This is a genomic window from Polaromonas sp. P1_F9 (assembly GCF_056405615.1).
On the sequence record NZ_JBFUBT010000001.1, the window covers coordinates 562,056 to 585,997 of the forward strand.

Annotated in this window: 20 protein-coding genes and 1 riboswitch; of the genes, 19 read left to right on the forward strand and 1 reads right to left on the reverse strand. The window is 61.3% G+C overall.

What is annotated here, in order from left to right:
- Nucleotides 1–18: 18 nt before the first annotated feature.
- Nucleotides 19–4,212, reverse strand: coding sequence for a DUF748 domain-containing protein (locus AC1DYR_RS02585; RefSeq protein ID WP_477703698.1), 4,194 nt, complete (start codon nt 4,210–4,212; stop codon nt 19–21).
- A gap of 785 nt (nt 4,213–4,997) precedes the next feature.
- On the opposite strand from AC1DYR_RS02585, the gene AC1DYR_RS02590 reads away from it, so the two are divergent.
- The 19 genes from AC1DYR_RS02590 (at nt 4,998) to tolA (ending at nt 23,884) form a co-directional block, all read left to right on the forward strand.
- Nucleotides 4,998–5,882, forward strand: a complete 885-nt coding sequence (locus AC1DYR_RS02590) for a lytic transglycosylase domain-containing protein (protein WP_457280255.1) — start codon at nt 4,998–5,000, stop codon at nt 5,880–5,882.
- Nucleotides 5,883–6,021: 139 nt separating this feature from the next.
- Nucleotides 6,022–6,151: riboswitch (ZMP/ZTP riboswitch) on the forward strand.
- 36 nt (nt 6,152–6,187) lie between these two features.
- Nucleotides 6,188–7,432: a serine hydroxymethyltransferase gene (gene glyA, locus AC1DYR_RS02595; protein WP_477703699.1), complete on the forward strand. Its 1,245-nt coding sequence runs from the start codon at nt 6,188–6,190 to the stop codon at nt 7,430–7,432.
- Between the two features lie 130 nt (nt 7,433–7,562).
- The gene (nrdR, locus tag AC1DYR_RS02600; protein WP_457280253.1) at nt 7,563–8,012 is read left to right on the forward strand and encodes a transcriptional regulator NrdR; all 450 of its coding nucleotides are present in this window, start codon (nt 7,563–7,565) and stop codon (nt 8,010–8,012) included.
- A 102-nt stretch (nt 8,013–8,114) separates the two neighbouring features.
- Nucleotides 8,115–8,744 (forward strand): type IV pilus modification protein PilV, encoded by a 630-nt coding sequence (gene pilV / locus AC1DYR_RS02605; protein WP_477703700.1) that lies wholly within the window; start codon nt 8,115–8,117, stop codon nt 8,742–8,744.
- A complete protein-coding gene (locus AC1DYR_RS02610; protein WP_477703701.1) occupies nt 8,741–9,739 on the forward strand; it encodes a PilW family protein in 999 nt (332 codons plus the stop codon). The genes pilV and AC1DYR_RS02610 overlap by 4 nt, the downstream gene beginning before the upstream one ends.
- Before the next feature lie 5 nt (nt 9,740–9,744).
- Entirely contained in the window at nt 9,745–10,365 is a 621-nt protein-coding gene (locus AC1DYR_RS02615; protein WP_477703702.1) for a pilus assembly PilX family protein, read from the forward strand.
- Nucleotides 10,366–10,412: 47 nt separating this feature from the next.
- The gene (locus AC1DYR_RS02620) at nt 10,413–14,810 is read left to right on the forward strand and encodes a pilus assembly protein (protein ID WP_477703703.1); all 4,398 of its coding nucleotides are present in this window, start codon (nt 10,413–10,415) and stop codon (nt 14,808–14,810) included.
- Nucleotides 14,807–15,319, forward strand: coding sequence for a type IV pilin protein (locus AC1DYR_RS02625; RefSeq protein ID WP_477703704.1), 513 nt, complete (start codon nt 14,807–14,809; stop codon nt 15,317–15,319). The genes AC1DYR_RS02620 and AC1DYR_RS02625 overlap by 4 nt, the downstream gene beginning before the upstream one ends.
- Complete coding sequence (locus AC1DYR_RS02630; RefSeq protein WP_477703705.1) at nt 15,316–15,900, forward strand: GspH/FimT family pseudopilin; 585 nt, start codon at nt 15,316–15,318, stop codon at nt 15,898–15,900. Before AC1DYR_RS02625 ends, AC1DYR_RS02630 begins: the two co-directional genes overlap by 4 nt.
- Before the next feature lie 7 nt (nt 15,901–15,907).
- Complete coding sequence (gene ribD, locus AC1DYR_RS02635; RefSeq protein ID WP_477703706.1) at nt 15,908–17,014, forward strand: bifunctional diaminohydroxyphosphoribosylaminopyrimidine deaminase/5-amino-6-(5-phosphoribosylamino)uracil reductase RibD; 1,107 nt, start codon at nt 15,908–15,910, stop codon at nt 17,012–17,014.
- Nucleotides 17,015–17,254: 240 nt separating this feature from the next.
- Nucleotides 17,255–17,914 carry a riboflavin synthase gene (locus AC1DYR_RS02640; protein ID WP_477685319.1) on the forward strand — a complete coding sequence of 220 codons (660 nt, stop codon included), beginning with the start codon at nt 17,255–17,257 and terminating at the stop codon, nt 17,912–17,914.
- A gap of 3 nt (nt 17,915–17,917) precedes the next feature.
- Nucleotides 17,918–19,024 (forward strand): bifunctional 3,4-dihydroxy-2-butanone-4-phosphate synthase/GTP cyclohydrolase II, encoded by a 1,107-nt coding sequence (ribBA, locus tag AC1DYR_RS02645; RefSeq protein WP_477703707.1) that lies wholly within the window; start codon nt 17,918–17,920, stop codon nt 19,022–19,024.
- A gap of 38 nt (nt 19,025–19,062) precedes the next feature.
- Entirely contained in the window at nt 19,063–19,527 is a 465-nt protein-coding gene (gene ribH, locus AC1DYR_RS02650; RefSeq protein ID WP_477703708.1) for a 6,7-dimethyl-8-ribityllumazine synthase, read from the forward strand.
- Nucleotides 19,528–19,565: 38 nt separating this feature from the next.
- On the forward strand, nt 19,566–20,081 hold the full coding sequence (gene nusB / locus AC1DYR_RS02655) for a transcription antitermination factor NusB (RefSeq protein WP_348045906.1): 516 nt from the start codon (nt 19,566–19,568) through the stop codon (nt 20,079–20,081).
- Between the two features lie 25 nt (nt 20,082–20,106).
- Nucleotides 20,107–21,303 carry a pyridoxal phosphate-dependent aminotransferase gene (locus tag AC1DYR_RS02660; protein ID WP_477703709.1) on the forward strand — a complete coding sequence of 399 codons (1,197 nt, stop codon included), beginning with the start codon at nt 20,107–20,109 and terminating at the stop codon, nt 21,301–21,303.
- On the forward strand, nt 21,300–21,827 hold the full coding sequence (locus AC1DYR_RS02665) for a YbgC/FadM family acyl-CoA thioesterase (RefSeq protein WP_477703710.1): 528 nt from the start codon (nt 21,300–21,302) through the stop codon (nt 21,825–21,827). The genes AC1DYR_RS02660 and AC1DYR_RS02665 overlap by 4 nt, the downstream gene beginning before the upstream one ends.
- Nucleotides 21,828–21,840: 13 nt before the next feature.
- Entirely contained in the window at nt 21,841–22,533 is a 693-nt protein-coding gene (gene tolQ / locus AC1DYR_RS02670) for a protein TolQ (protein ID WP_457280238.1), read from the forward strand.
- Between the two features lie 17 nt (nt 22,534–22,550).
- Nucleotides 22,551–22,991: a biopolymer transporter ExbD gene (locus AC1DYR_RS02675; RefSeq protein ID WP_457280237.1), complete on the forward strand. Its 441-nt coding sequence runs from the start codon at nt 22,551–22,553 to the stop codon at nt 22,989–22,991.
- Nucleotides 22,992–23,005: 14 nt separating this feature from the next.
- Nucleotides 23,006–23,884: a cell envelope integrity protein TolA gene (tolA, locus tag AC1DYR_RS02680; protein WP_477703711.1), complete on the forward strand. Its 879-nt coding sequence runs from the start codon at nt 23,006–23,008 to the stop codon at nt 23,882–23,884.
- The last annotated feature ends 58 nt before the right edge of the window (nt 23,885–23,942 follow it).

Below are 23,942 nucleotides of genomic sequence, written 5' to 3' on the forward strand. Positions count from 1 at the left end.
ACGCTATTTTCGCTGTTTTTACGGCATCGCCAAATTCAGCTCCGCGCGCGGTGTCCATTTGGCCTCAGGCGGCACGGCTTTGGCGGCCCCCAGAAAGAGCCTTTCAGGCGGTAAATCGCGCGAAGCCAGGTAGTCTTTCACCGCCACGCCGCGCTGCACGGCCAGCTCGCGCATGGCGTCGTCGTTCACTTTAATGTCGGCCAGCAGCAGCTTTTCCATCTCGGGCACGGGCAGGTCTTTGGCCAGGCCGACAAGGTTGCGCGGCTTGGGCATGTCGGCGCGTTTATAGACTTCCTTGAGCAGGGCCGGGTATTCGGCCGGGCTGATGCTGACTGCCGCCGTCGCGGTGCCGCCCTCTTTGGCCGTGACGCGGCGCTTTTCGGCGCGCACCAGGGCGTCGAGCCGCTCGCGTTTGAAACCGTCGCGCTCGGCATCGACGCTGCTGGTGCCCACCACGGTGAGCCGCAGCGATGGCCGGTCGGCCAGCGCCTTGGCCACTTTGTCGAGGCCGGCTTTGGCCTCGGGGCCCAGTTCAGCGCTGCCGGCCTGGAACCCCACGGTGCTGAGTTCTTCCCCGCCGCCGCCCAGCGCATTGGCCAGCAAGCTGAAGGGTGCGGTGATGGCTTTCACAATCACGTTGAGAATGACCTTGACAATGATGGGCCCCAGGCTGAACTGCGGGTCATTGAGCGAACCGCTGATGGGCAGGTCAATGTCGATCACGCCGTTGCGGTCGGCCAGCAATGCCACCGCCAGCTTGACCGGCAGGCTGGCGGTGGAGCCCTCCACCTTGTCGCCAAAGCTGAGCTGGTTCAGGATGACCTTGTTGGTGGCGGTGAGCCGACCATCGGGTTGCACCACATAGCCCACGTCCACACTGAGCTTGCCGCGGTTGATGCCGTAGCCCGAGTACTTGACCGAATACGGCGACAGCGGCGGCAGTTCGAGGTCGCGCACCTTGCCCTTGATGTCGAGCGCCAGCGGCTTGGCCAGCGGGTTGAGCTTGCCCAGGATTTCCAGCGAAGCCGTGCCCTCGGCGCGCCCGCGCAGCTCGAGGTCGGCCATGTTGGGCACGGTGGCCGTGGTACCCGGCACGGTGGGCGCCACCGATGAAAAAGCGCTGAGCTTGCCGGTCAGGTCGCTCAGGTCGGCCGAGTAATTGGGTTTGACGAAGCGGTCGGAGAAGAGCACCTTGCCGTTGATCAGGCTGATCGGGCCGAAGTTGACGATAGGCGGCGGCGAGCCAGCCGCGGCTGCAGGCGCCACGGGGCTGACCGGTGCTGCCGACACGAATTTTGAGCCTTTTGAGCTGCTGGAGCTCAATGGCTGTGCGCCAGCAGCTATCGTTTCAGTAGCAGATGAAGCTTGCGGTGAAGATGGCGCCGATGATGGCGAAAGGGCCAGGGTGGCCGTTCCGCCTGCTGCACTTGCGCTGGCGGCCACGGCGTCCTTGCCCGGCTTCACCAGGTTCTGCAAATTGATGCGGCCATCGGGCAGGATGATCACGCGTGCAAAGAAATCGGTGAGCACGGTTTCCCGCACATCCACCCGGGTCGCCTTGGCCGGGTCCAGCGCCACATTCAGGCCGCGCAGGTTCAGGGCCTTCCACGCCAGCAGGTCTTCGCTGGGCGCCAGCGTGTTGGCGCGGAACTCTTCCAGCGACACATCACCGGCCACCTGCGCCTGCGGGCCGGCCGCTGTCTGCCGGTAAGCCACGCGGCCCTTGAAGCTGGCATCTGCGCGCAGCAGTTCGATGTTGAGCACATCGGCAAGGTAGGGCTCGAAGGCCTGCACCGGCAGCCTGTCGACCACCAGCCGGCCCTGTGCCTGCACCGGGCTCAAGCCGAGATTGCCGTTGAAGTCGACCTTGCCGGGTTCAAACCGGCCGGTGGCCAGGCGCAGCGAAGCGGTCAGCGGCATGGGTTTGGCAGCTTGCGCTTTGGCGTCCGGCCTGTCGTCCAGCAGCAGCCCGCCCAGCTGTGCTTTGGCCGCGGTCACTTCAAACACCACCGGCTTGCTGCCCGACTGGTCGGAAAACGACATGGCGCCGCCGTCCAGCTGCACATCGGCAATGGCGACGGCCCATGAAGGCGCCGCCGCGCGTGTTGCCGCGTCGGTGGGAGGCGGCGCCGGCGTTGCGGTGCCAGGGCTCACCATCCAGCGCTGGTACATCCAGCGTTTGTCGGTGTCGCGGTCGACCTTGGCCTTGGGCTGGTCCAGCTGCATTCTGGCGGCCTTGAAGGACTGGCCTGTCACGTCGATGTCGACCTGCGCGAGTTCGACACGCTTGACGGACACCAGCGACACCTTGCCCTGTGCCAGCAGGATGTCGCTGAGGGCCAGTTGCGGGGCGGTGACCTGCAACTGCTGCGGCTTGTCACCGCTGGGCGCCTGCCAGTTCACGCCGAGCTGGGCATCCAGTTGCCCGTTCAATGCCGGCAGCAGGAACTGGCCGACGTATTTGGCGGCCATGCCCAGCGGCCAGGCCGCCACAGTGGCCGTGGCCTGGGCGGCCTGGTCGGTGGCTGTGCCGCTGAAAGTCAATAACGCCGGCGTTGCCAGCGCCTGGGCCACGGGCTGGGCCGGTGCTTTGGCGGTCGGCTTCGCACCGGGTTTGGCCGGTACAGGCACTGAAGCTGCGGGGGGCGGCTCCAGCCCCAGCGAACCGTTGAACTGCAAGGGCGCGCTGGCCACAAAGGGCATGGCGATCCCGGAGGCATTGAGCGTGAGCCCGGCGAGGTGAATGTCGGCGGGTGAAGCCAGCGTTTCATCCAGCCAGTTCACACGCCCGGCGCGCACCGCCACGCGGGCGATCTGCACTTTCCAGGGGGCGGATGAAGGCGTATTTTTAACTGAAGGTGCAGACGCCGGGGCGCCGGCCGAGGCCGCACCGGCAGGTGCCTGGGCTTGAATATCGGAAGATTTTTGGCCTGCAGCCCTTTCTGGCTGTGCGCCGGCAGCTCCTTTTTTGGTAGCATCCGCCGCGCCGGGCGGCAGCAGGTTCAACCGCCCTGCCCGGTCCCGGGCGAGGGACAACGTGGGGGCCGTGAGCTCCACCGCAGACAGTTTGACGAACTGCTCCAGCGGGCGCACGTCGTCCATCGTGATCTGCAGGCGCTCAAAGGCCAGCAAGTCGGCGCGGGCCGGTGGCTGGGCTTCGCCGCCTGCAGCGCGCTTGCCGGATGCACCGGGTTTTGCAGCCCGCGCCGGCGCCACAGCCGGCGACTGCCCGACCGTTTGCGCAGCCAGCACACGAACCTTTTCCGCCGTCACGGTTCCGGAAATCCGCACCACCGTGGCGGGTGTCTGCTCAAACGCGACTTTGGCGTCGGCATGCAGCACCGCGCTTTGCAGCCTGACGGGCAGGCTCGCCGGCCAGTACGCCAGGTAAGGGTTCAGGTCAAAACCGCGCAGCGTGAAGGTGGCGTCGGTTTTGTGGGTCTGGGCAAAGGGCGTGCCTTCGGCTGCGGTGTCAAAGCTGCTGCCATTGAGCTTGAAGGCCAGGTGCGGCGAGGTTTTGACCTCTCGCTGGGATTTGAGGTTGCTCAGGAAAGGCACCGACAGGCCCAGCTCCCGCAGTTCATGGGTCTTGCCGACGGACTGGTCGGTGAAGTCCATGCGCCCGCCGCTGACGACGATGTTGTAGACCGCGAACTTCGGCGGGTCGCCGGCAGGGGCATCTGCGGGTGTTTTGAAGCGCTCCAGGATGTCGTCGATGTCGTAACGGCCCTCACCTTGATGGGTAAGAAACGCGATGGGTTCGTCCACCTGAACAGCGTCGGCCACTGGGGCGAGGCGAAGCAGGGACTCCAGCTCTGCATCTATATATAGGCGCTTGACGGAAAACTGGGGCGTTGCCTGGGGAGAAGCTGCCGAAGCGCCACCCACAGGGCCAGCACGGGCGATGGCCAGGTCGCGAAGAGTCAGTTCGAGCGACCAGGGCTTGAAGTCGACCTCGCCCACAGTGACCTGCCGGCCCAGCTTTTCAGAGGCGATCTTCTCCAGTTGCGTTTTGAGGATGGGCGGCACGGCCGCATAGGCCACCACCCACAACACCACCAAGCTGCCCACCGCCCAGGCCGCGCGACGCTGCCAGAGCGGCGACCGGCCGACGGCGGCCGCCCTGGCCGGCAGTGTTTTGCCGATTTCCCGCCAATTGGTCTCGCGCCAGTTGAATTCCTGCCATTTTTTCTTCAAATCTTTGATTGCCATAGGCGTCGAGTTTTTAGCGCCGGGGCCGCCAGGTCAATGATTTATTTGAAAAAGACGGTCAACCGAAGGGCATTGAAGCCTGTGAAAAGCGCGCCCCCAAAAGAAAAACCCCGGGCAGTTGGACCGACCGGGGTTGACGGCGGGCGTTTATGCTCATGCCGTCGGGGTTCCGCAAAGAAGAGAGTTATCGTCTCCAGTGCGATGAAAGCAAGTGATTGCTTCCAGATTTTCCGGGGTTGGTTACCCGGTTGATGCGTGAGTGAACACGCAATTGCAGGTTAAACCCCTGCCGTCCCGCAAGCAAGACCATCTTTTCAATCACAGCGCAGGATGTGATTGCCGCTGCCTTTTTGTGTGCTCCCAGGCAACCCAGGCCGGCCGCAGGCGCCGATCCGGCGACTACATGCAACATGGAAAACGGCCTACAACCGCAGCCGCGAAAGGCTGATCGCGCTTTTTAGAGGCAAAACTTAACTTAGAGCTCCATCTCAAATAAAGCCCGTAAACACCTTGATTCAGGCCGGTTTTGCCGGAAATCAAGGTTTTTATTTGACTTTTTGATATAAAGAATTGATTTGTTATTATTGACAGGTTATTAACCAACCCCATAGAATCCCGCCAGTCCCACGAATCCTAGGGACAACCCGAACCCGCTGCCCTATTCCTCAAAGAAGCCGGCAACGTCAAACAAGGGTCAACACCCACAAGGCTTGCCTTGGTTTGATGGCGACCCAATCAAAGCCTGCCTGGCCCCCAAAGGGCCTGCAAGCGTAGAAAGGAGTGCTATGACAGCGCTAGGACAATTCGGCCTTAACCTGAATGTCAACGCACACATCAAGAATGTGCGAAGCAGTGTTTCAAACATTGTTGATGACATCTCCCAAGGCTTTTTCGAGATTACCCACAACAGCTTCGCCCTTCTGGGCCTGGCGGTCGTGTTTGCGGTGATCACCCTGACAGCCCGGCCCGACTTGCGTCAGGCCGGTGAATTCAAGCTCATGACCTGGCTGCAGCAGCGCCAGGAGGCTGCCATCGGTTTTACCGAGCCGGCCGCCATTGAGCGCGCCACGGCGTCCAACCCGAAAGACCTGCCCGCCCAACAGGCGGCAGTGGCCTATTGGCTGAGCAAGAAGTACGGCGTCGCGCCCGAGCCGCTGAGCGTGCTGGTGGCCGAGGCCTTCGAGATCGGCCAGAAAGCCAAGCTCGACCCCACCCTGATCCTGGCCATCATGGCGATCGAGTCCGGTTTCAACCCGTTTGCGCAAAGCCCGGTCGGCGCCCAGGGCCTGATGCAGGTCATGACCAAGGTGCACCACGACAAGTACGACAACTTCGGCGGCAAGCTGGCGGCGTTTGACCCGGTGACCAACCTGCGCGTAGGCGTCAAGGTGCTGCAGGAATGCATCGCCCGTGCCGGCTCTGTCGAGGGCGGCCTCAAATACTATGTGGGCGCAGCCAACATGGACGACGACGGCGGGTACGCCGGCAAGGTGATGGGCGAACATGCCCGCCTGCTGGCCGTGGTGGCGTCTGCCTCCAAGCGCGGTGCGCCCTCGCCTTTCTTCACCACACCCGGTGGCACGTCGCGCCCGGTACCGGCCTCCCTGCCGGCCACACCCGACGCTGAAGGCAAGACGCCTGACAAGGTGGCGCTGCTGAACCAGTCCTGATTCGGCCGCTTTGTGGGGGCCTTTTCACCCCATGCACTGCCAAAAAGCCGGGCCGCTGCCAGCGCCCCGGCTTTTTGCTTTTCGGGCTGCAGGTGAGGAACCCCGGAGGCGGCAGGTTTTGGGCGCGCTCAGTTACACTAGCGAGGTGCGCGACTGGCGATAGGCTCAAGGTTTTCGCAACCATTGGAGCTGACGTGGGACACCACTGGGAAGCGCACCGCTGAAAGCCGTTGGGCCGAAGCGTTCAGCCGTTCGCCTGGGCAGCCCTTGTTTCAATAGCAGGGACCACGTCTTTAAGGACTGCCATGTACCACCGCAACATCCTGGTCGAACAAACCGATCCCGAAATCTTCGCCGCCATCCAGGCTGAAAATGCCCGGCAAGAACACCACATCGAGCTGATTGCCAGCGAAAACTACGCCTCGCCCGCCGTCATGGCCGCGCAGGGCTCGCAGCTCACCAACAAATACGCCGAAGGCTACCCCGGCCGCCGCTACTACGGCGGCTGCGAGCACGTTGACGTGGCGGAGCAGCTGGCCATCGACCGCATCAAAACCATCTTCGGCGCCGAGGCCGCCAACGTGCAGCCGCATTGCGGTGCTTCAGCGAATGAGGCCGTGTTCCTGGCTTTCCTCAAGCCCGGCGACACCATCATGGGCATGAGCCTGGCCGAAGGCGGCCACCTGACGCACGGCATGGCCCTGAATATGAGCGGCAAGTGGTTCAACGTCGTCTCTTACGGCCTCAACGACAAGGAAGAGATCGACTACGACGCAATGGAGCGCAAGGCTCACGAGACCAAGCCCAAGCTGATCATCGCGGGCGCGTCGGCTTACAGCCTGCGCATCGACTTCGAGCGCTTCGCCAAGGTGGCCAAGGCCGTGGGCGCGATCTTCATGGTCGACATCGCCCACTACGCCGGCCTGGTGGCCGCAGGCGTGTACCCCAACCCGGTGCCGCACGCAGACATCGTGACGTCGACCACGCACAAGAGCCTGCGCGGCCCGCGCGGCGGCATCATCCTGATGAAGGCCGAGCACGAAAAAGCCATCAACAGCGCGATCTTCCCCGGCCTGCAGGGCGGCCCGCTGATGCACGTGATCGCGGCCAAGGCCGTGGCCTTCAAGGAAGCCATGGCACCCGAGTTCAAGGCTTACCAGCAGCAGGTCGTGAAAAACGCGCAGATCGTGGCCGACACCCTGACCCAGCGCGGCCTGCGCATCGTCAGCGGCCGCACTGAAAGCCACGTCATGCTGGTCGACCTGCGCGCCAAGGGCATCACCGGCAAGGAAGCCGAAGCCGTGCTGGGCAGCGCCCACATGACGATCAACAAGAACGCCATCCCGAACGACCCGGAAAAGCCGATGGTCACGAGCGGCGTGCGCATCGGCACCCCGGCCATGACGACCCGCGGCTTCAAGGACGAAGAAGCCCGCGCCACTGCCAACCTGATCGCCGACGTGCTGGACAACCCGCGCGACGCGGCCAACATTGAAGCGGTGCGAGCCAAGGTCCACGCCCTGACCAGCCGCTTCCCGGTATACAAATGACCCCCACGGTCGCGCACTTCGTGTCACTTCCTGCCCCCCGGGGGGGCCGCTGCGCCTACGGCCCGGCAAAGCCGGTTCCGCGGCCCCTGCTTGCAAGCAGATCTGCCTCGCTTTGCTGCATGGATGCTGCATGAAATGCCCGTTCTGCGGCCACCTTGAAACCCAGGTCGTGGAAACGCGGGTGGGCGAAGACGCCGAATTCATACGCCGCCGCCGCCAGTGCGGCGCATGTGAAAAGCGCTTCACAACCTATGAGCGGCCCGATGTCACCTTCCCGTCCATCGTCAAGAAGGACGGCAGGCGCATCGAATACAAGCGCAGCAAAGTCCTGGCATCCCTGAACCTGGCGCTGCGCAAGCGGCCTGTCAGCACCGAGCAGGTCGACTCGGCGGTTGAACGCATCGAGGAAAAGCTGCTGAGCCTGGGGTTGCGGGAAGTGCCGTCCAACCGCATCGGCGAGCTCGTCATGCGTGAGCTCCGCAAGCTCGACAAGGTCGCCTATGTCCGCTTTGCGAGCGTTTACCGCAGCTTTGAGGATATTGACGAGTTCAAGACGCTGGTGGACGAGGTCCGGCGGTAAAGCAGCCCAAGCCGCGGCCTATCCGGCTAAACGGTTAAACGATAGCGATAAGCGGTTGGGACAGGGATTTCTTTCCCGGCCCCACGCTCCTATCATTAACGAATGAAAAGTCCGGTTACACAAAAGCCCTCAATTCGCACCTTTTCGGCCCTGCGCCCAGATCGCCAGCGGGGATTTTCCCTGCTCGAGGTGTTGATTTCCATCGTGGTCCTGTCTTTCGGCCTGCTCGGCATGGTGGGCTTGCAGGCGGCGGCATTGCAATCCAATCGCGAAGCGCGATTGCAGTCAACCGCGAGTTTGCTGGCGCGCGAGCTGGCTGAAATGATGCGCGGAAACAAAGATATTGCCTTGCTGGCCACCAACCCTTACCTGGGTAACTTCACCGCCCACCCCCTTACAGCAGTGGCCCCGTCCTACTGCCTGAATGTCGCCACTGCCACAACGCCTTGCGCGGACGCAACCGCCATCGCCAATGCGCAAATGACGGAATGGCTGAGCCGGGTTGAAAGCGAACTGCCGGGCGCCAGGGTAACAGTGTGTCTGGACAGCGCGCCATTTGACTCCAGCGGCCTTCCACAGTGGACATGCACCGCCGGCACTGGCGCTACCGGCATGATCAAAATAGGGTGGACCCGCGGAAGCACAGACCGGTCGCAGTCCGGTTCCCAAGCCCTGGAACAGGCGGTCCGTCCTTCAGTGAACTTCCCCATCACCGCCGGGAACACCGTATGACGCATCTATCAATGGTCTTCGGCAAGGCCAAAGCCGGCCGCAACCGCGCAAGCCAACGCGGTCTCACGCTCATCGAACTGCTGGTAGCGCTGGCTATCAGCAGTATTGTCGCGATTGCGGCAGTGTCGGCACTGATCGTTAGCCGCCAGGGGTTCAGCACAGTGGACGCGGCCTCTCAATTAAGAGACAGCGGCCGTTTTGCAAGCGATCTTATTCAGAGACTGATTGTTCAATCAGGCTATCAGGATGCCAAGATTCTCACGAATCCCAGCACGACACATCCCGCCAATATTGGCGGGTTTAACAATTCGACCTCAAGCGCCACAGACCCCCTTAATACGGCAACAGCCAGATCAGCTGGAACGACGGGTTATGGAAGTGATGTGTTGATCCTTCGCTACCAGGCGGCAGAAACCTTTCCCGGTTCGGGCGTGGCCGACAGCACGATGATTGATTGCGCTGGCAACCCCTCCACCACGGTTCCAGCAGACGAGACCGACCGCGTTATGAGTGTTTTCCATGTGGGTATCGATAGTCAGGGCGAGCCGTCCCTGATGTGCACCACCGGGAACCCGACCACTGGCACATTCACAGTTCAACCTGTTATTCGCGGGGTGGAAAACTTCCAGGTTCTTTACGGCGTCGACGGCGTCGTCCCCAACACAGCACCCACGGGGACCCCTGATGCGGTCGCAGACCGCTTTCTTCGCGCTGACCAAATGCCCGTAGCAGGCGATGCTACAGCTACAGAAAACAATTGGCGCCGTGTGCGCAGCATCCGCATCGGAATGGTGATTCGCGGCCCGGTGGGTTCTTCCCAGGAAAAAATTTCCCGCACCTTTTACCCGCTGGGCCAGGCTGCCGCATCTGCCACTGGCACGGCAGGATCGGCACTGTCATCAAGCAATGATCCAGGAACGGTCTTTGCCTCCCCCGTTGACAGCCGGATGCGCCAAACGCTGACTTTTACCGTGCACCTGCGTAACGCGCAATGAATACCATGAACAAAGAAACTTTGCCTTTGGCCCGGCAGGCCGCCAAGAACCAGAACGGCGTGTCGCTCATCATCGTGATGATCATCCTGGTCATTGTGTCCATGCTGGGCATCGCAGGGATCCAGATTTCCACGATGGCTGAACGCGGCGCCCGCAATGACCGCGATATGCAAATCGCCTGGCAATCAGCCGAAGCAGCGCTCATGGATGCGGAATTCGATATGTTCGGCCCCGGCGCTTCGACCCGCAGAGCCACCTTCACGGCGAGCAATATGAGCGATTTTTTACCCAGTTGCGGCACAAGCGGTTCAAGTATTGGACTGTGCACGTTGGTCACCACCGGAAAGCCTGCGTGGTTGACCGTAGATTTCACGGCCACAGGCGCCGGCGCCCGCACTGCGGCATACGGAACCTATACCGGCCGCACATTTGCTGCGGGCAGTCTCGGGGTCCAGCCCGCAAAGGTGCCCCGCTACATCATCGAACCCATTCTTGACCATAACGCCGGGGGAGATTCCCGAAGCCAGTCGTCCAGCACCCCGGCATATGTCTACCGTGTCACTTCCATGGGATTCGGCCCCCGTGACGACATACAGGCTGTGGTGCAAATGCTCTACAGAAATTAACAGGTTTGGCAGCCCCATCGGTCTTATACAAACAATCAGGTACTTATATGCTGTTCAAGAACAAATTGACGACCATGGTGAGAAAACACTGGCTTTCCGCCGCCATACTTTGTGGCGCCGCTTCAGTGGCACTGGTCGTGGTAGGGCAAAGCAGTCCCCCAAGCATTCCCGCAATCGCCTTGTCTTCAGAACCGTTGTTTGCTGCTGCGGGTGGTGACAAACCAGTCATGGCTCTGGCGCTGTCGGTGGAGTACCCGACTGTCGGCGCCCAGTACCTTCCTGCTTCGGGCTCTACAGACGCCACGTACTCCAATCTCAACGAATATCTGGGGTATTACGACGCAGAAAGCTGCTACGCCTACAACAATGCCCCCTCCGAAACCCCCGCTTCAGGATTCAGCGCATCGGACTACAAACGTTTTGACCGCACAGGCGCGGCTGGAACGGGCGCAAGCCGCCGCATGTGCAACGACGCCTTCAGCGGCAACTTCCTGAACTGGGCATCAAACTCCGCCATCGACATGCTGCGCCTTGCACTGTCGGGGGGTGACCGCTACATCGATACCGCAAGCCTCACCATATTGCAAAGGGCTGTAATTCCTAACGGCGACCCGGTATGCATGTGGAACAGCAACAATTTCCCGGCCAAGCAGTTGCAAAGAAATGGCGGTGGAGCCGGGTTGTATTGGGGTGCAGTGCCCACCGCCATGATCACCCAGGCCGGCGGGGCCGACATCTGGGTTGCCAATACCCTGAACCGCATGTATTTCGGAACCAGCAAGACGGGCAACTGCACAACCACCGGCGCCTATGTAATAGGATCGCCTCCCATGCCTGCGCCCACTCCTGCTGTGGGACCAATTTCGGCTTTTAGCGGGTCTCTGCCCTCAGGGACTACCTCGTGCGCCACCCAGAACGCTAACTGTGCCTTCACCGGCGTTCAGGAGGTTTGGTACGGGCGAAGCACTACCTGGAGAGTGGGTCCTGCGTCTGAGGGTCTCACCTGCTCAAACGCCGTTCTCGGGAATCCGGGCATATCAAGTCCGACCTGCCGTATTCGGGCCTACACCGGATCGTGGACTCCTCCGGCCACCCCAGTCCCAGCCGGCACCCTCAATACTGACGGCTACTTTTTTGCGCGGGTGCAGGTGTGCAACGCCACGTCGGGAACACTGCAGGACGTGCGGGACTACGGCTTGTGCAAGCAGTACCCCGCCGGCAACTTCAAGCCAGAGGGCAGCATCCAGAAGTACAGCGATCAATTACGGCTGGCAGCTTTCGGCTACCTGATGGACCAGACCCAAAGTTCAAGCGGCGGACGTTATGGCGGCGTACTGCGGGCACCGATGAAATTTGTCGGGGCAAAGACATTCAACGAAACGGGAGTCGACAACACCCCCGGCGGCGGCAACCCCGCAGCAGAATGGAGTGCCACCAACGGCGTGTTCGCAGCCAATCCTGACGGCGACACCACGCAAACCCCCCCCATCAGCGGCGTCATCAACTACCTGAACAAATTCGGCCGCACCGGTCCAACTCCGGGCCGCTACAAAATTTATGATGCTGTCGGTGAAATGTATGGGGAATCGCTGCGTTACCTGCAAGGGCTTGGGCCCACACCAGCAGCGATTAGCAGCCTGACAGCGTCCATGTATGACGGCTATCCGGTTTACACAACCTGGACAGACCCCTATGGCGGCTCACGCACCAACACTGGGGATTATTCGTGCCTGAAAAGCAATATTGTGGCGATCGGTGACGTGAACACCCACGACGGCAATACCCTCCTGACACGGTCAACCAACCCGGCCAACAATATCCAGGATTTCAGCTACTGGAAAGGCATCGTCAACAGCTTCGAGTCGAATGCCAGCACGTCTTATGTTGATGGGCAGGGTGCCTCGCGAACAACAGGGAATCCAAACACGGCAAACACCCTGTCACAAACCGTATCCAGCGGCTCGCAGGTGCTGACAGGCCAGGCTTACTGGGCCCATACCCATGACATTCGGGGAACTGGCTGGACGGGCAGCCCGACGCTGCAAAGGCCCGGCCTGAGGACCAAGTCTTTTTTCTTTGATGTCAATGAGGGTGGTTCGTCAAACAGCACCGCCTACAGACGCAACCAGAACCAGTTTTTCACCGCGGCGAAATACGGGGGCTTTGAGTCGGACGCAGCCAATGTCGGAAACAAACCCTACAACACCTACGGCAACCCGTTCAAGAAACAGGATGGGACCAACGACAACAATGTCTGGCAGGACTCTGCGAATCCCGGCGAAGCCAGCACTTATTATTTGCAGAGTAGCGCACGCGGGGTGCTGAACGCTTTTGACAGCATCTTTGGCCGGGCCTCCACTTCAGCGCGCAGCATTGCCGGCAGCGCCATCGCAAGCAAGACTTTAACCCCGGGTGGGACCCTGACTTATCAGGCAGCATTCGACACCTCGGACTGGACTGGCGACGTACTGGCGTTTCCGATCAGCGCAACAGGCACGGCCATTACATTGGGAACTGTTCCTACATGGACTGCCGCAACGCGCCTTGGCGCGCTGGCTACCCCAGCCACCACCCGAAACATCGTGATCGGCAAGAGCGGTGCAACCGCAAGCCCTACCGCCTATGCTTTCACCTGGGCTGCTATCGACTCGACAATACAAACCCAGCTGAACAAGTTAACGCCAGCCTCCACCGCAGACGGTTTGGGACAGGATCGCCTCAATTACCTGCGCGGCGACCGGTCAAGGGAAGCAAGCCCTTTCCGCACCCGTACCAAACTGTTGGGTGATATCGTGAATTCAGGCGTGGTTTACTCCGGAGCGCCCCAGGCCTTTCTGGGTGCAGATACAACCTTTACCGGGTTTGCAAGCACCAACGCCAGCCGCACGCCGGCGATTTTTGTCGGCGCGAATGACGGCATGCTGCATGCATTCAACGCGACAACGGGGGACGAGCTTTTCGGTTATATCCCGAGCTGGATGGGCCCCAAGCTGGCCGCACTGACCGCTCCAACGTATGTCGGTAATCACCAGGCCTATGTGGATGCTTCGCCCGTAGTGGCCGAGGCACAGGTGGGAAGTGCGGGTACCAGCGCCGACTGGAAAACCGTACTGGTCTCCGGTACCGGGGCCGGCGGGTCTGGCGTGTTTGCGCTGGATGTTACCGCCCCAAGCGCCTTCTCTGCATCAAACGTCATGTGGGAATTCACCCGCGCTGACGATGCCGACATGGGCTATGTGGTGGGCAGGCCGCAAATTGTCAAACTGCGGACCAGCGCCCCAGGTGCTACTACACCGACTTACCGCTGGTTCGCTGTTGTGGCGAGCGGGGTGAACAACTATGTTCCGGACAGCGCGGGCCTTTATAGCACCACGGGCAAGCCCGCACTCTTCTTGCTGGCCCTGGACAAGGCAGCCGGGGCGGCCTGGAGCGCCACAGCTACAACCCCCAACTACTACAAGATCAGCTTGCCTATCGACTCAACCCTGAGCGCCACCAACGCGACCGGTCTGCTTAATTTCAAAGCAAGCTTGGGTTTTGCCGGTGAAGTCGATCAGATCTATATGGGTGATCTCCATGGCAAGCTCTGGAGATTGAACTTTGCCTTGCACGGTGCTGCCGAATGGACCATGGACAAGCTGTCCGCCTATAACAAGGGTACTGTAGCCTTGCCCATTCCTTACCCCTTGTACATTGCGGCAACCACCGCGGGCGCTGTTCAGCCGATTTCAATGTCACCGCTTTTGGCCGCTGGCCCGGTAGTGGGAGGCACCAAAACCACCGTCATCGGCTTCGGAACCGGCAAGTACCTTGAGACATCCGACAAGACGTCGACAGTACAAAATTCGTTCTATGCCGTATACGACAACGGCTCCACGGCGGCTGACAACAGTCCTGCCAGCGCCAGTGTGATCACAGGCAGAGGCCGCCTGCAAGCCGGTACAGTGAATACGACCGCACGTACAATTACGCTTTCAACGTTCCGTTGGGGCCGGGCTACAAGCAATGCCGATACCACACAACGTTCAGGTTGGTACTTCGATCTCCCGGTCTTGGGCGAGCGAATGGTCAATAACGGTGCCATAAACGGGGACTCATTCCTTATGTCGAGTCTGATTCCTGCCTCGTCAGGTGCCGCCGGCTCATGCGCTGCGGCAGGGGGAAGCGGTAATCTGTATGACCTGAATATCGACGGTGAAGGAGGGACGTACACACAATCAACGGTGGGCCTGCTTGGTGAGCCATTGCTCGCAACGCTCCCCGCGACGACTTACACGGTCAGTGACAGCACAGGGCGGAGAAAGAAAACCGTCGTTACCGGAATGATTCCACAAGGTCAATATGGAGCAGGGACCCCTCCCCCCCCGAGCAGTTTCACAGTCGATGCCGGACGTCTGAGCTGGCGGCAGATCAACAATTACCAGGACCTGAAGAACGCACCATGAAAAAACAACATACGCAAGGTTTCACGCTCATCGAATTGTTGATCGTGGTGGCTGTGGTCGGCATTCTGGCGGCGGTTGCTTACCCGTCCTACACAGACTCGGTGCTGAAGGGCAAAAGGGCCCAGGCGCGCACCGCGCTGGCAGAGCTGATGCAGCAGCAGGAACGCTACATGACCCAGCGAAACTGTTACGCGGGATTCACGACCGATACCAGTTTCACGGCGACTGCAACGGCACCCTCCCCCTCTACCGCCTGCGGTGGCGTCACGGCAACGTCCGTGCCCTTCAAGACATTTTCTGGCGACAACCCTTCGAGTGCAGCGTACAAGCTTGAGGCCGACACCTGCCCCTCTGGTGCCGGTACGCTCTCCATCGCAGAATGTGTTCGCGTGGTGGCTACGCCTGTGAAAGCTGATCCAGAGGTCGGCTCCCTGCGAATGATGAGTACCGGCACCAAGGATTGCACGGGTACGGCCGCCAGTACCAAACCCGCCCTCTGCTGGCCATGAAAACGAGAAACCACTCCAGTCGGGGTTTCACCATCATCGAGTTGATGGTCACCATGACTCTTGCGTCGGTGCTGCTCGTTGTGGCCATACCAAGCCTGACCACATACCGCCGTAATGCCGACCTGACCTCGGCGACGAACACCTTGTTATCCGCAATCAATGCGGCAAGGAGCGAAGCCATGAAGCGCGGAATGAACGCCATGGTAGTGCCAACCAACAATGGCACGAGCTGGAATGATGGTTGGGTTGTCTTCGTAGACACAGACAGATCTCAAACCTATACTGCAAGCGCGGATACGACCGTCCTTAACCAGGCCGCCCTGCCCGGATTTATCAATGTTGTTGGAAATGGAAGTGCTGCAGCAGCGGCGCCATATCTGCTGTTTGACGCATCCGGGTACTCGAAATTGAAAAGCGGCGGCTTTGGCGCACTGACCCTCACCATAACCCGTACCGACGTTGCTACGGGTTCGCAAAGTGAGGAGACCCGCCGGATCATCGTCGCCGCGACAGGGAGAACACGTAGCTGCAAGCCCTCCAGTGCCACGGATTCGTCCTGTTCCGCCAGTTCGACGGAATAGATCGGGGATGATCAGTATCGGCGAGGCCATCCGGTCCGCTACCTCTTTGGCAGAGCAAGCGCTTTGCCTTTCTTTTCCCAATCCCCGAGTCGGCTGCGTCCTTGTCAACGCTAATGGCGAAGCTATAGGCCAGGGCCATACCCAGCAGGCAGGCGGCCCCCACGCCGAAGTCATGGCCCTGCGCGATGCAGCGAACAACGGCCGCTCGGTCAAAGGCGCTACCGCCTATGTCACCCTTGAGCCCTGCTCCCATCACGGGCGGACAGGCCCTTGCTGCGACGCCCTGATTGCCGCGGGCATCAAAAAGGTGGTTGCCTCGATAGCGGACCCGAATCCGCTGGTGGCCGGCCAGGGATTTGAGCGCCTGCGGGCCGCCGGCGTTGAGGTGGAGGTCGGGCCGGGCGCCGGGGAGTCCAGGGAACTGAATATCGGCTTTTTCAGCCGGATGGTCCGCAAAATCCCCTGGGTTCGCCTGAAGGTTGCAGCCTCGCTGGACGGCACCACGGCGCTGGCCAATGGACAGAGCCAGTGGATCACCTCGCCCGAAGCGCGGACCGATGGCCATGCGTGGCGGGCCCGTGCCTCCGCCGTGCTGACGGGCATCGGGACCCTGCTGGAGGACGACCCACAGCTGGACGTCCGTCTGGTGGAAACGCCGGTGCAACCTTGCCGCGTAATTGTCGACAGCCTGCTGCAAACGCCGCCTGGCGCGAAAATATTCCAGTCGGGCGGCCCGGTATGGATTTACACCGCCACCCGGAGCTCGCCACAAGAAGCCGCGCTGGTCGCCAAGGGTGCGACGGTCACCTGCCTGCCCGACGCCCGTGGGAAAGTCGATCTGGCGGCCATGATGAAAGACCTGGCGCAGCGCGAGATCAACGAACTGCACGTCGAAGCCGGCAGCAAACTCAACGCATCGCTGATCCGCAGCGGGCTGGTGGATGAATTCCTGGTTTACCTGGCGCCCAAGCTGCTTGGGCCGGGCCAGGGCATGGCTGCCCTGGAACCCTTGCAAACACTCGCCAACGGGCTCGAGCTGCAGTTCCTGTCTACCGACAGGGTCGGGCCTGACCTGCGCATCGTCGCCCGCCTGGCGGGCCGGGAAGCTTTCTAGCGCAATGGCGGACATCGGTCTGCCTGCGAACGCTCGCAAAACGCCCCATATCTGCTATGAAAATAATAGCTACTCGTGCATGCCACCATTGGGCTACAACCATTTTCTCTTAAATAAAGACGTCTGAACCGGCCCGTGCGCGCCTGCGCAAGCCTTGTGAATCACGGCTGAACACCCTCTTTTCCAGGCCTTTGGCGCCGTCCGCGCCGCCACCCCCGGAATCCCTGCGAAAATGGCACCATGTTTACCGGAATCATTACCGGCTTGGGGCGCATCGTCGCCATCCAAAGCCTGGGCAGCTCTTCAGACCACGGCAAGCGCCTCACCATAGAGGCGCCTGCGGGTTACCTTGATGACGTGGGCCTGGGCGACAGCATCGCGCTCAACGGCGCCTGCATGACGGCCACGACGCTGGACCTTCCCCTCAATCGCTTCACCATCGACATTTCCGCCGAATCCCTGGCCAAAACCACCGGCCTGGCGGAAACCGGCCCCATCAACCTCGAAAAAGCCCTTCGTGCGCATGACCGCCTCGGCGGCCACATCGTTTCAGGCCATGTTGACGGCATCGGCAGCGTGACGCATTTCGCCCAGGTGGGCGAAAGCTGGGAGCTGCGCATTCGCGCCCCGCGCGAGCTCGGCAAGTACCTGGCTTACAAGGGCTCCATCACCGTCAACGGTGTGAGCCTCACCGTCAACCGGGTCACCGACCTGGCCGATGCAACGGGTGGTGCGGGCGGCACGGAAATCAGCATCAACCTCATTCCCCACACCGTGCAGAACACCGCGCTGGGCCGGTTGGCAGCAGGCTCCGACGTCAACCTCGAGATCGACCTGATCGCGCGCTACGTCGAGCGCATGCTGGGCGACACCCATAACAACATCCCAAAAAAGCCCTGAACCATGACAACTGCCATCTCCCCCGTTGAAGACATCGTTGCCGACATGCGCGCCGGCCGCATGGTCATCCTGATCGACGAAGAAGACCGCGAAAACGAAGGCGACCTGGTGCTGGCGGCAGACCACGTTACCGCAGAAGCCATCAACTTCATGGCGCGCTTCGGCCGAGGCCTGATCTGCCTGACCCTGACCCGTGAACGCTGCGAGCTGCTGCAACTGCCGCCCATGGCCACACGTAACGGCACCAAGCATTCCACCGCCTTCACCGTGTCGATTGAGGCAGCAGAAGGCGTGACCACCGGTATTTCAGCCGCTGACCGCGCTCGCACCGTGCAGGCCGCCGTGGCCAAGGACGCCAGGGTCACCGACCTGGTCCAGCCCGGCCACATCTTTCCGCTGCAGGCTGTCGATGGCGGTGTGCTGATGCGCGCCGGCCACACCGAAGCCGGATGCGACCTGGCCGGCATGGCCGGCTGCTCACCGGCCGCTGTCATTTGCGAGATCATGAAAGACGACGGCACCATGGCCCGGCTTCCTGATCTGCTGCTGTTTGCGGCGGAGCACGGCCTGAAAATCGGCACCATCGCCGACCTGATCGAACACCGCAGCCGCAACGATTCGCTGGTGGAAAAAATCGGCAGCCGCACACTGCAGACTGCCTTTGGCGAATTCACCGCCCATGCCTTCCGGGACAAACCCAGCCAAAGCCTGCACCTGGCCCTGGTCAAGGGTGCGTGGTCTACCGACGATGTCGTGTCCGCGCGTGTGCATGAGCCTCTGTCGGTACTGGACGTTCTTGAAACAGGCCGCTCCATGCATTCATGGAGTCTCGACCAGAGTCTCAAACACATCGCAGAACAAGGCAGGGGCGTTGCCGTGCTGCTCAATTGCGGCGAAAGCGCCGCGCAATTGCTGGCCCAGTTTGAAGGCACCGCGCGCGCCAGCCAGGCACCTGAGCGCGGCCGCATGGACTTGCGCACCTATGGTGTGGGTGCGCAGATTTTGCGTGAATGCGGCGTGCACCGGATGAACCTCATGGGCAACCCGCGCCGCATGCCGAGCATGACGGGTTATGGCCTCGAAATAGTCGGCTACACCACCAAAGACTAGCCACTTCATTAAACAAAAATCAATCAAAGGGATACACCGTGTTTGGAGCAGAAAAAGGTTCAGGCGACAAGCTTGACGGCAGAAAACTTTCCATCGGCATCGTGCAGGCGCGCTTCAATGAAAGCATTACCAATGCGCTCGCAGAAGCCTGCAAGCACGAGCTGGCCTCCCTGGGTGTGCAAGAGGACAACATCAAACACGTCAAGGTGCCCGGCGCACTGGAAGTGCCCGTTGCATTGCAGGCCCTGGCCGAAAGCGACAAATACGACGCGTTGATTGCCCTCGGCTGCATCATTCGCGGTGAGACCTACCATTTCGAACTGGTGGCCAATGAAAGCGGCGCGGCGGTTACGCGCCTGGCGCTTGACTACCAGCTGCCCATTGCCAATGCCATACTCACGACGGAAAACGTCGCACAGGCTGAAGCCCGGCAGGTCGACAAAGGGCGCGAAGCCGCCCGCGTTGCCGTCGAAATGGCGAACCTGATCAATGAAATTGCCTGAGCGCCTGCTCCTGCATCCCTTAACCTGACTGGCACTTCATGGCAGACCCCATTACCAAACCCAAACGCCCGCCCCAAACCCGCACCGGCCTGACCGACACCGGCGTCAAAAAGGCGGCGGACAAATCCGCACGCACGCGCGCTCGCGAGTTCGCACTGCAAGCGCTCTACCAGCACCTGGTAGGCCGAAACGAAGCGGATTCGATCGACGCGTTTACCCGCGACCTCGTGGGTTTTCACAAAGCCGACTCCGCCCACTACGATGCACTTTTGCACGGCTGCATCGAAGGTGCAGCGACGCTCGATGCGGGCATCACGCCCCTGCTGGACCGGCCCATGGCCGAAATATCCCCGGTGGAGCATGCCGTGCTGTGGATAGGCGCCTATGAGTTCACCCACTGCCTCGATGTGCCCTGGCGTGTCGTGATCAACGAGTGCATCGAACTTGCCAAAGCCTTCGGCGGCACCGACGGCCACAAGTACGTCAACGGGGTCCTGAACAAAATGGCGCCCTCGCTGCGCGCCGCTGAAGTCGCTGCCGACAAATCCCGATAGGGGCTCGCCCCGTGAAAGGCCAGCCTTGAAAATCGCCCAGCGGGCTCAGCGGATTGAGCCCTTCTATGTCATGGAGGTTGCCAAAGCGGCCTCTGCGCTGGCGCAGGAATTTGCGCACAGCGCATCGCCCATGATCTTCCTGAACATCGGCGAACCCGACTTCACGGCGCCGCCCCTGGTGCAGCAAGCCGCCGCCCGCGCCATCGAACACGGCACCACGCAGTACACCCAGGCTACCGGCTTGCCGGCACTGCGTGAACGCATCAGCGGCTGGTATGCCTCCCGCTTCGGCGCGCAGGTGGCACCCAGCCGCATCATCATCACCGCGGGGGCATCCGCTGCCTTGCAACTGGCCTGCCTGGCCCTGATTGAGGCGGGGGACGAAATCCTGATGCCCGACCCCAGCTACCCCTGCAACCGGCATTTCGTCAGCGCGGCAGAAGGCAATGCGGTGCTGGTCCCGACCACTGCCGAAGAACGCTTTCAGCTGACCCGCGAAAAGGTGGAAGCAGCATGGAACCCCAAAACACGCGGCGTGCTGCTGGCTTCCCCGTCCAACCCCACAGGCACCTCGATTGCACCGGAAGAGCTGCAGCGCATTCACGAGTTTGTACACAGCCGCGGCGGCATCACGCTGATCGACGAGATCTACCTGGGCCTGAGCTACGAAGAACACTTCGGCCATTCGGCGCTGGCCATGCCCGGCGAACTGGGCCAAAGCGTGATCAGCATCAACAGCTTCAGCAAATACTTCAACATGACCGGCTGGCGCCTGGGCTGGCTGGTGGTGCCCGAAGCGCTGGCGCCGGTGATCGAGCGCATCGCGCAAAACCTCTTTATCTGCGCCAGCACGGTCGCCCAGCATGCCGCCCTGGCCTGCTTCGAGCCTGAGAGCCTGCAAGAGTACGAACGCCGCCGTGCCGAATTCAAGGCGCGCCGCGACTACTTCATTCCCGAGCTCAACCGCCTGGGGCTCACGGTTCCGGTGATGCCGGACGGCGCGTTTTACGCCTACGCCGATTGCACTGCCGCGGCCGCCCGGCTGGGCGTGAGCGGCAGCTGGGATTTCGCCTTTGAGCTCATGAAGCGCGCCCATTTGGCCGTCACGCCAGGCCGGGATTTCGGGCATGCAGCGCCTGAACAGTTCGTGCGGTTTTCCACAGCCAATTCCATGGGCCAATTGAAGGAAGCGGTGGCCCGGCTCAAGGCGGTGCTGGCATGACCCCGGCCGCGCGCGTTTTCAGTTGGCCCGTGCGGGTTTATTGGGAAGACACCGACGCCGGCGGCATTGTTTTTTACGCAAACTACTTGAAATTTTTTGAACGTTCGCGCACTGAATGGCTCAGATCATTGGGCGTTGAACAACAGTGTCTGAGGGAAAGTACCGGTGGCATATTTGTGGTGGCTGAAACCACCATCCGCTACCATCACCCTGCCCGCCTGGATGATGAACTCATTGTTACGGCAAGCCTGATTGAAGCAGGCCGCGCGTCCATGATAATCAAGCAGCAGGCGCTATTAAAAACAGAGCAAGTTGACCTTCCAGGAAAAAGCCTGAGCGACAAGCAATTTTCCGACGGGCCGCCCCTAGGAAAATTAGCCCCCTCGGGGGGCAGCGCAGTACGCGAAGCGACAAGCGTGGGGGCACTACTCTGCGAAGGCACGATACGGATTGGCTGGGTCGACGCCGCCAGCCTGCAGCCCCGGCGGATTCCTGCTGCCATTCTTGACAGCCTAAAAACTTGAGCAAAGCTTCAACATGAATCAAGACCTCTCCATCGTCAGCCTCATCCTCAATGCCAGCTGGGTCGTTCAGGCCGTGGTGGCGCTGCTGGTGGGCGTGTCCATTGCCAGCTGGGCCGCCATCTTCAGGAAAATCATTGCGCTCAAAAAAGTGCAGAAGCTCAATGATGAATTCGACCGCGAATTCTGGTCGGGAACAAGCCTCAACGACCTCTTTGCCGGCGCTGCGCAAAACGCCAAACACTCCGGCCCCATGGAGCGGATTTTTGCCAGCGGCATGCGTGAATACCAGAAACTGCGCGAGCGCCGCATCACCGACGCCGGCACCCTGCTGGACGGTGCACGCCGCGCCATGCGCGCAAGCTACCAGCGTGAGGTGGACGCGATCGAAGCCAATCTCTCCTTCCTTGCCACTGTGGGTTCCGTCTCGCCTTACGTCGGCCTCTTCGGTACGGTCTGGGGCATCATGCATGCCTTCACCGGCCTGGCGGCCCTGGAACAGGTCACGCTGGCCACGGTGGCGCCCGGCATTGCCGAGGCGCTGGTAGCCACCGCCATCGGCCTGTTCGCCGCCATTCCGGCCGTGGTGGCCTACAACCGCTTCTCGCACGACATTGACCGTGTGGCCAACCGCCTCGAAACCTTCATCGAAGAGTTTTCCAACATCCTGCAGCGCAACCTCGGCGCCCAATCTCCTTCGGGACACTAGAGCTGTAAGGGACCGCCATGCCAGCAGTCAATTCCCGCCGCGGCCGCAACCGCCGCACCATCAGTGAAATCAACATGGTGCCGTTCATCGACGTCATGCTGGTGCTGCTCATCATCTTCATGGTGACGGCGCCGCTCATCACGCCCAGCATGATCGCGCTGCCCAAGGTTGGCAAGGCGCCCAGCCAGCCGCAGAACCCGGTGCAGATACTGATCAGCAAGGATGAAACCGTGCAAATCAAGATCAAGACCGACAGCGTGCCCAGCAACGTGCGCAACGTCGCAGGCGACATCGCACGGCTGGAGCCGGCCGTGAAAGCCGCCGGCGCCGAAGCGGTTCCCGTGGTCATCAGCGCCGACAAATCGATCAAGTACGAAACCGTGGTCCAGGTCATGGACAACCTGCAAAAAGCCGGCGTGTCGCGCGTGGGCCTTTCGGTGCAAACCGGCAACAAGTAGCCACCCGCAACCACATGCCCAGCGCCGCAGACCGCCTCGAATTCGGACCGCCCCGCGACAGCGGGTCGCTGCGCGCATTCGGGCTGGCCCTGCTTGCCCACATCCTGCTGATGGCCGCGCTGACCTGGGGCATCAACTGGAAGCATAGCGACAAGGCGGTGTCGTTTGATGCCGAAATCTGGTCCAGCGTGCCGCAGGCGGCAGCGCCCAGGCTGGTGGAAGCTCCCACCCWGCCGCCGCCCCCACCCGCGCCCCCAACACCGGAAGTGAAGACGCCACCACCTGCGCCCAATGTCGACATCGCGCTGGAGCAAGAGAAAAAGCGCAAGCTGTTGCAGCAGCAAAAAGAGGCCGAGAACCAGAAGCAGGAAAAGCTCAAGGCCGAGCAACTCGCGAAAAAAGAAAAAGAACTGAAGGCCAAAGAGGAGCAGGCCAAACGCAAGGCCGCCGAAGACGCCAAAAAGGCCGAAGCGAAGAAGCAGGACGCGAAAGACGACGAGAAGCAAAAACTGGCTGACGCTGCAGCGAAAAAGCTGCGCGACGAAAACATGAAACGGATGATGGGCCAGGCCGGTGCCACCGGTGGTGCCGAGGCCAAAGGCACGGCGCAAAAAGCCGGTGGGCCCTCAGCGAGTTATGGCGGCAAGGTCAGGGCCAAGGTTGTGCCTAACATTGTGTTTACCGAAGACATTGCGGGCAACCCGACCGCCGAAGTAGAAGTGCGCACCACGCTGGACGGCACCGTCATCAGCCAGCGCCTGGTCAAATCCAGCGGCAACAAGGCCTGGGACGACGCGGTGATCAAGGCCATCATCCGCACGGGCACCATGCCGCGCGACGTGGATGGACGTGTCCCGACGCCCATGATTCTGGAATTCAGGCCCAAGGACTAAGTCCTGCGCGACATTTGCTATCAATTCAATAGCTGCTTGCGCAAATTCCTATTGGCCT

Coding starts and splice junctions, on each gene's coding strand:
- AC1DYR_RS02585 (WP_477703698.1), bottom strand. CDS start 4,212: ATGGCAATCAAAGATTTGAAGAAAAAATGGCAGGAATTCAACTGGCGC.
- AC1DYR_RS02590 (WP_457280255.1), top strand. CDS start 4,998: ATGACAGCGCTAGGACAATTCGGCCTTAACCTGAATGTCAACGCACAC.
- glyA (WP_477703699.1), top strand. CDS start 6,188: ATGTACCACCGCAACATCCTGGTCGAACAAACCGATCCCGAAATCTTC.
- nrdR (WP_457280253.1), top strand. CDS start 7,563: ATGAAATGCCCGTTCTGCGGCCACCTTGAAACCCAGGTCGTGGAAACG.
- pilV (WP_477703700.1), top strand. CDS start 8,115: ATGAAAAGTCCGGTTACACAAAAGCCCTCAATTCGCACCTTTTCGGCC.
- AC1DYR_RS02610 (WP_477703701.1), top strand. CDS start 8,741: ATGACGCATCTATCAATGGTCTTCGGCAAGGCCAAAGCCGGCCGCAAC.
- AC1DYR_RS02615 (WP_477703702.1), top strand. CDS start 9,745: ATGAACAAAGAAACTTTGCCTTTGGCCCGGCAGGCCGCCAAGAACCAG.
- AC1DYR_RS02620 (WP_477703703.1), top strand. CDS start 10,413: ATGCTGTTCAAGAACAAATTGACGACCATGGTGAGAAAACACTGGCTT.
- AC1DYR_RS02625 (WP_477703704.1), top strand. CDS start 14,807: ATGAAAAAACAACATACGCAAGGTTTCACGCTCATCGAATTGTTGATC.
- AC1DYR_RS02630 (WP_477703705.1), top strand. CDS start 15,316: ATGAAAACGAGAAACCACTCCAGTCGGGGTTTCACCATCATCGAGTTG.
- ribD (WP_477703706.1), top strand. CDS start 15,908: ATGATCAGTATCGGCGAGGCCATCCGGTCCGCTACCTCTTTGGCAGAG.
- AC1DYR_RS02640 (WP_477685319.1), top strand. CDS start 17,255: ATGTTTACCGGAATCATTACCGGCTTGGGGCGCATCGTCGCCATCCAA.
- ribBA (WP_477703707.1), top strand. CDS start 17,918: ATGACAACTGCCATCTCCCCCGTTGAAGACATCGTTGCCGACATGCGC.
- nusB (WP_348045906.1), top strand. CDS start 19,566: ATGGCAGACCCCATTACCAAACCCAAACGCCCGCCCCAAACCCGCACC.
- AC1DYR_RS02665 (WP_477703710.1), top strand. CDS start 21,300: ATGACCCCGGCCGCGCGCGTTTTCAGTTGGCCCGTGCGGGTTTATTGG.
- tolQ (WP_457280238.1), top strand. CDS start 21,841: ATGAATCAAGACCTCTCCATCGTCAGCCTCATCCTCAATGCCAGCTGG.
- AC1DYR_RS02675 (WP_457280237.1), top strand. CDS start 22,551: ATGCCAGCAGTCAATTCCCGCCGCGGCCGCAACCGCCGCACCATCAGT.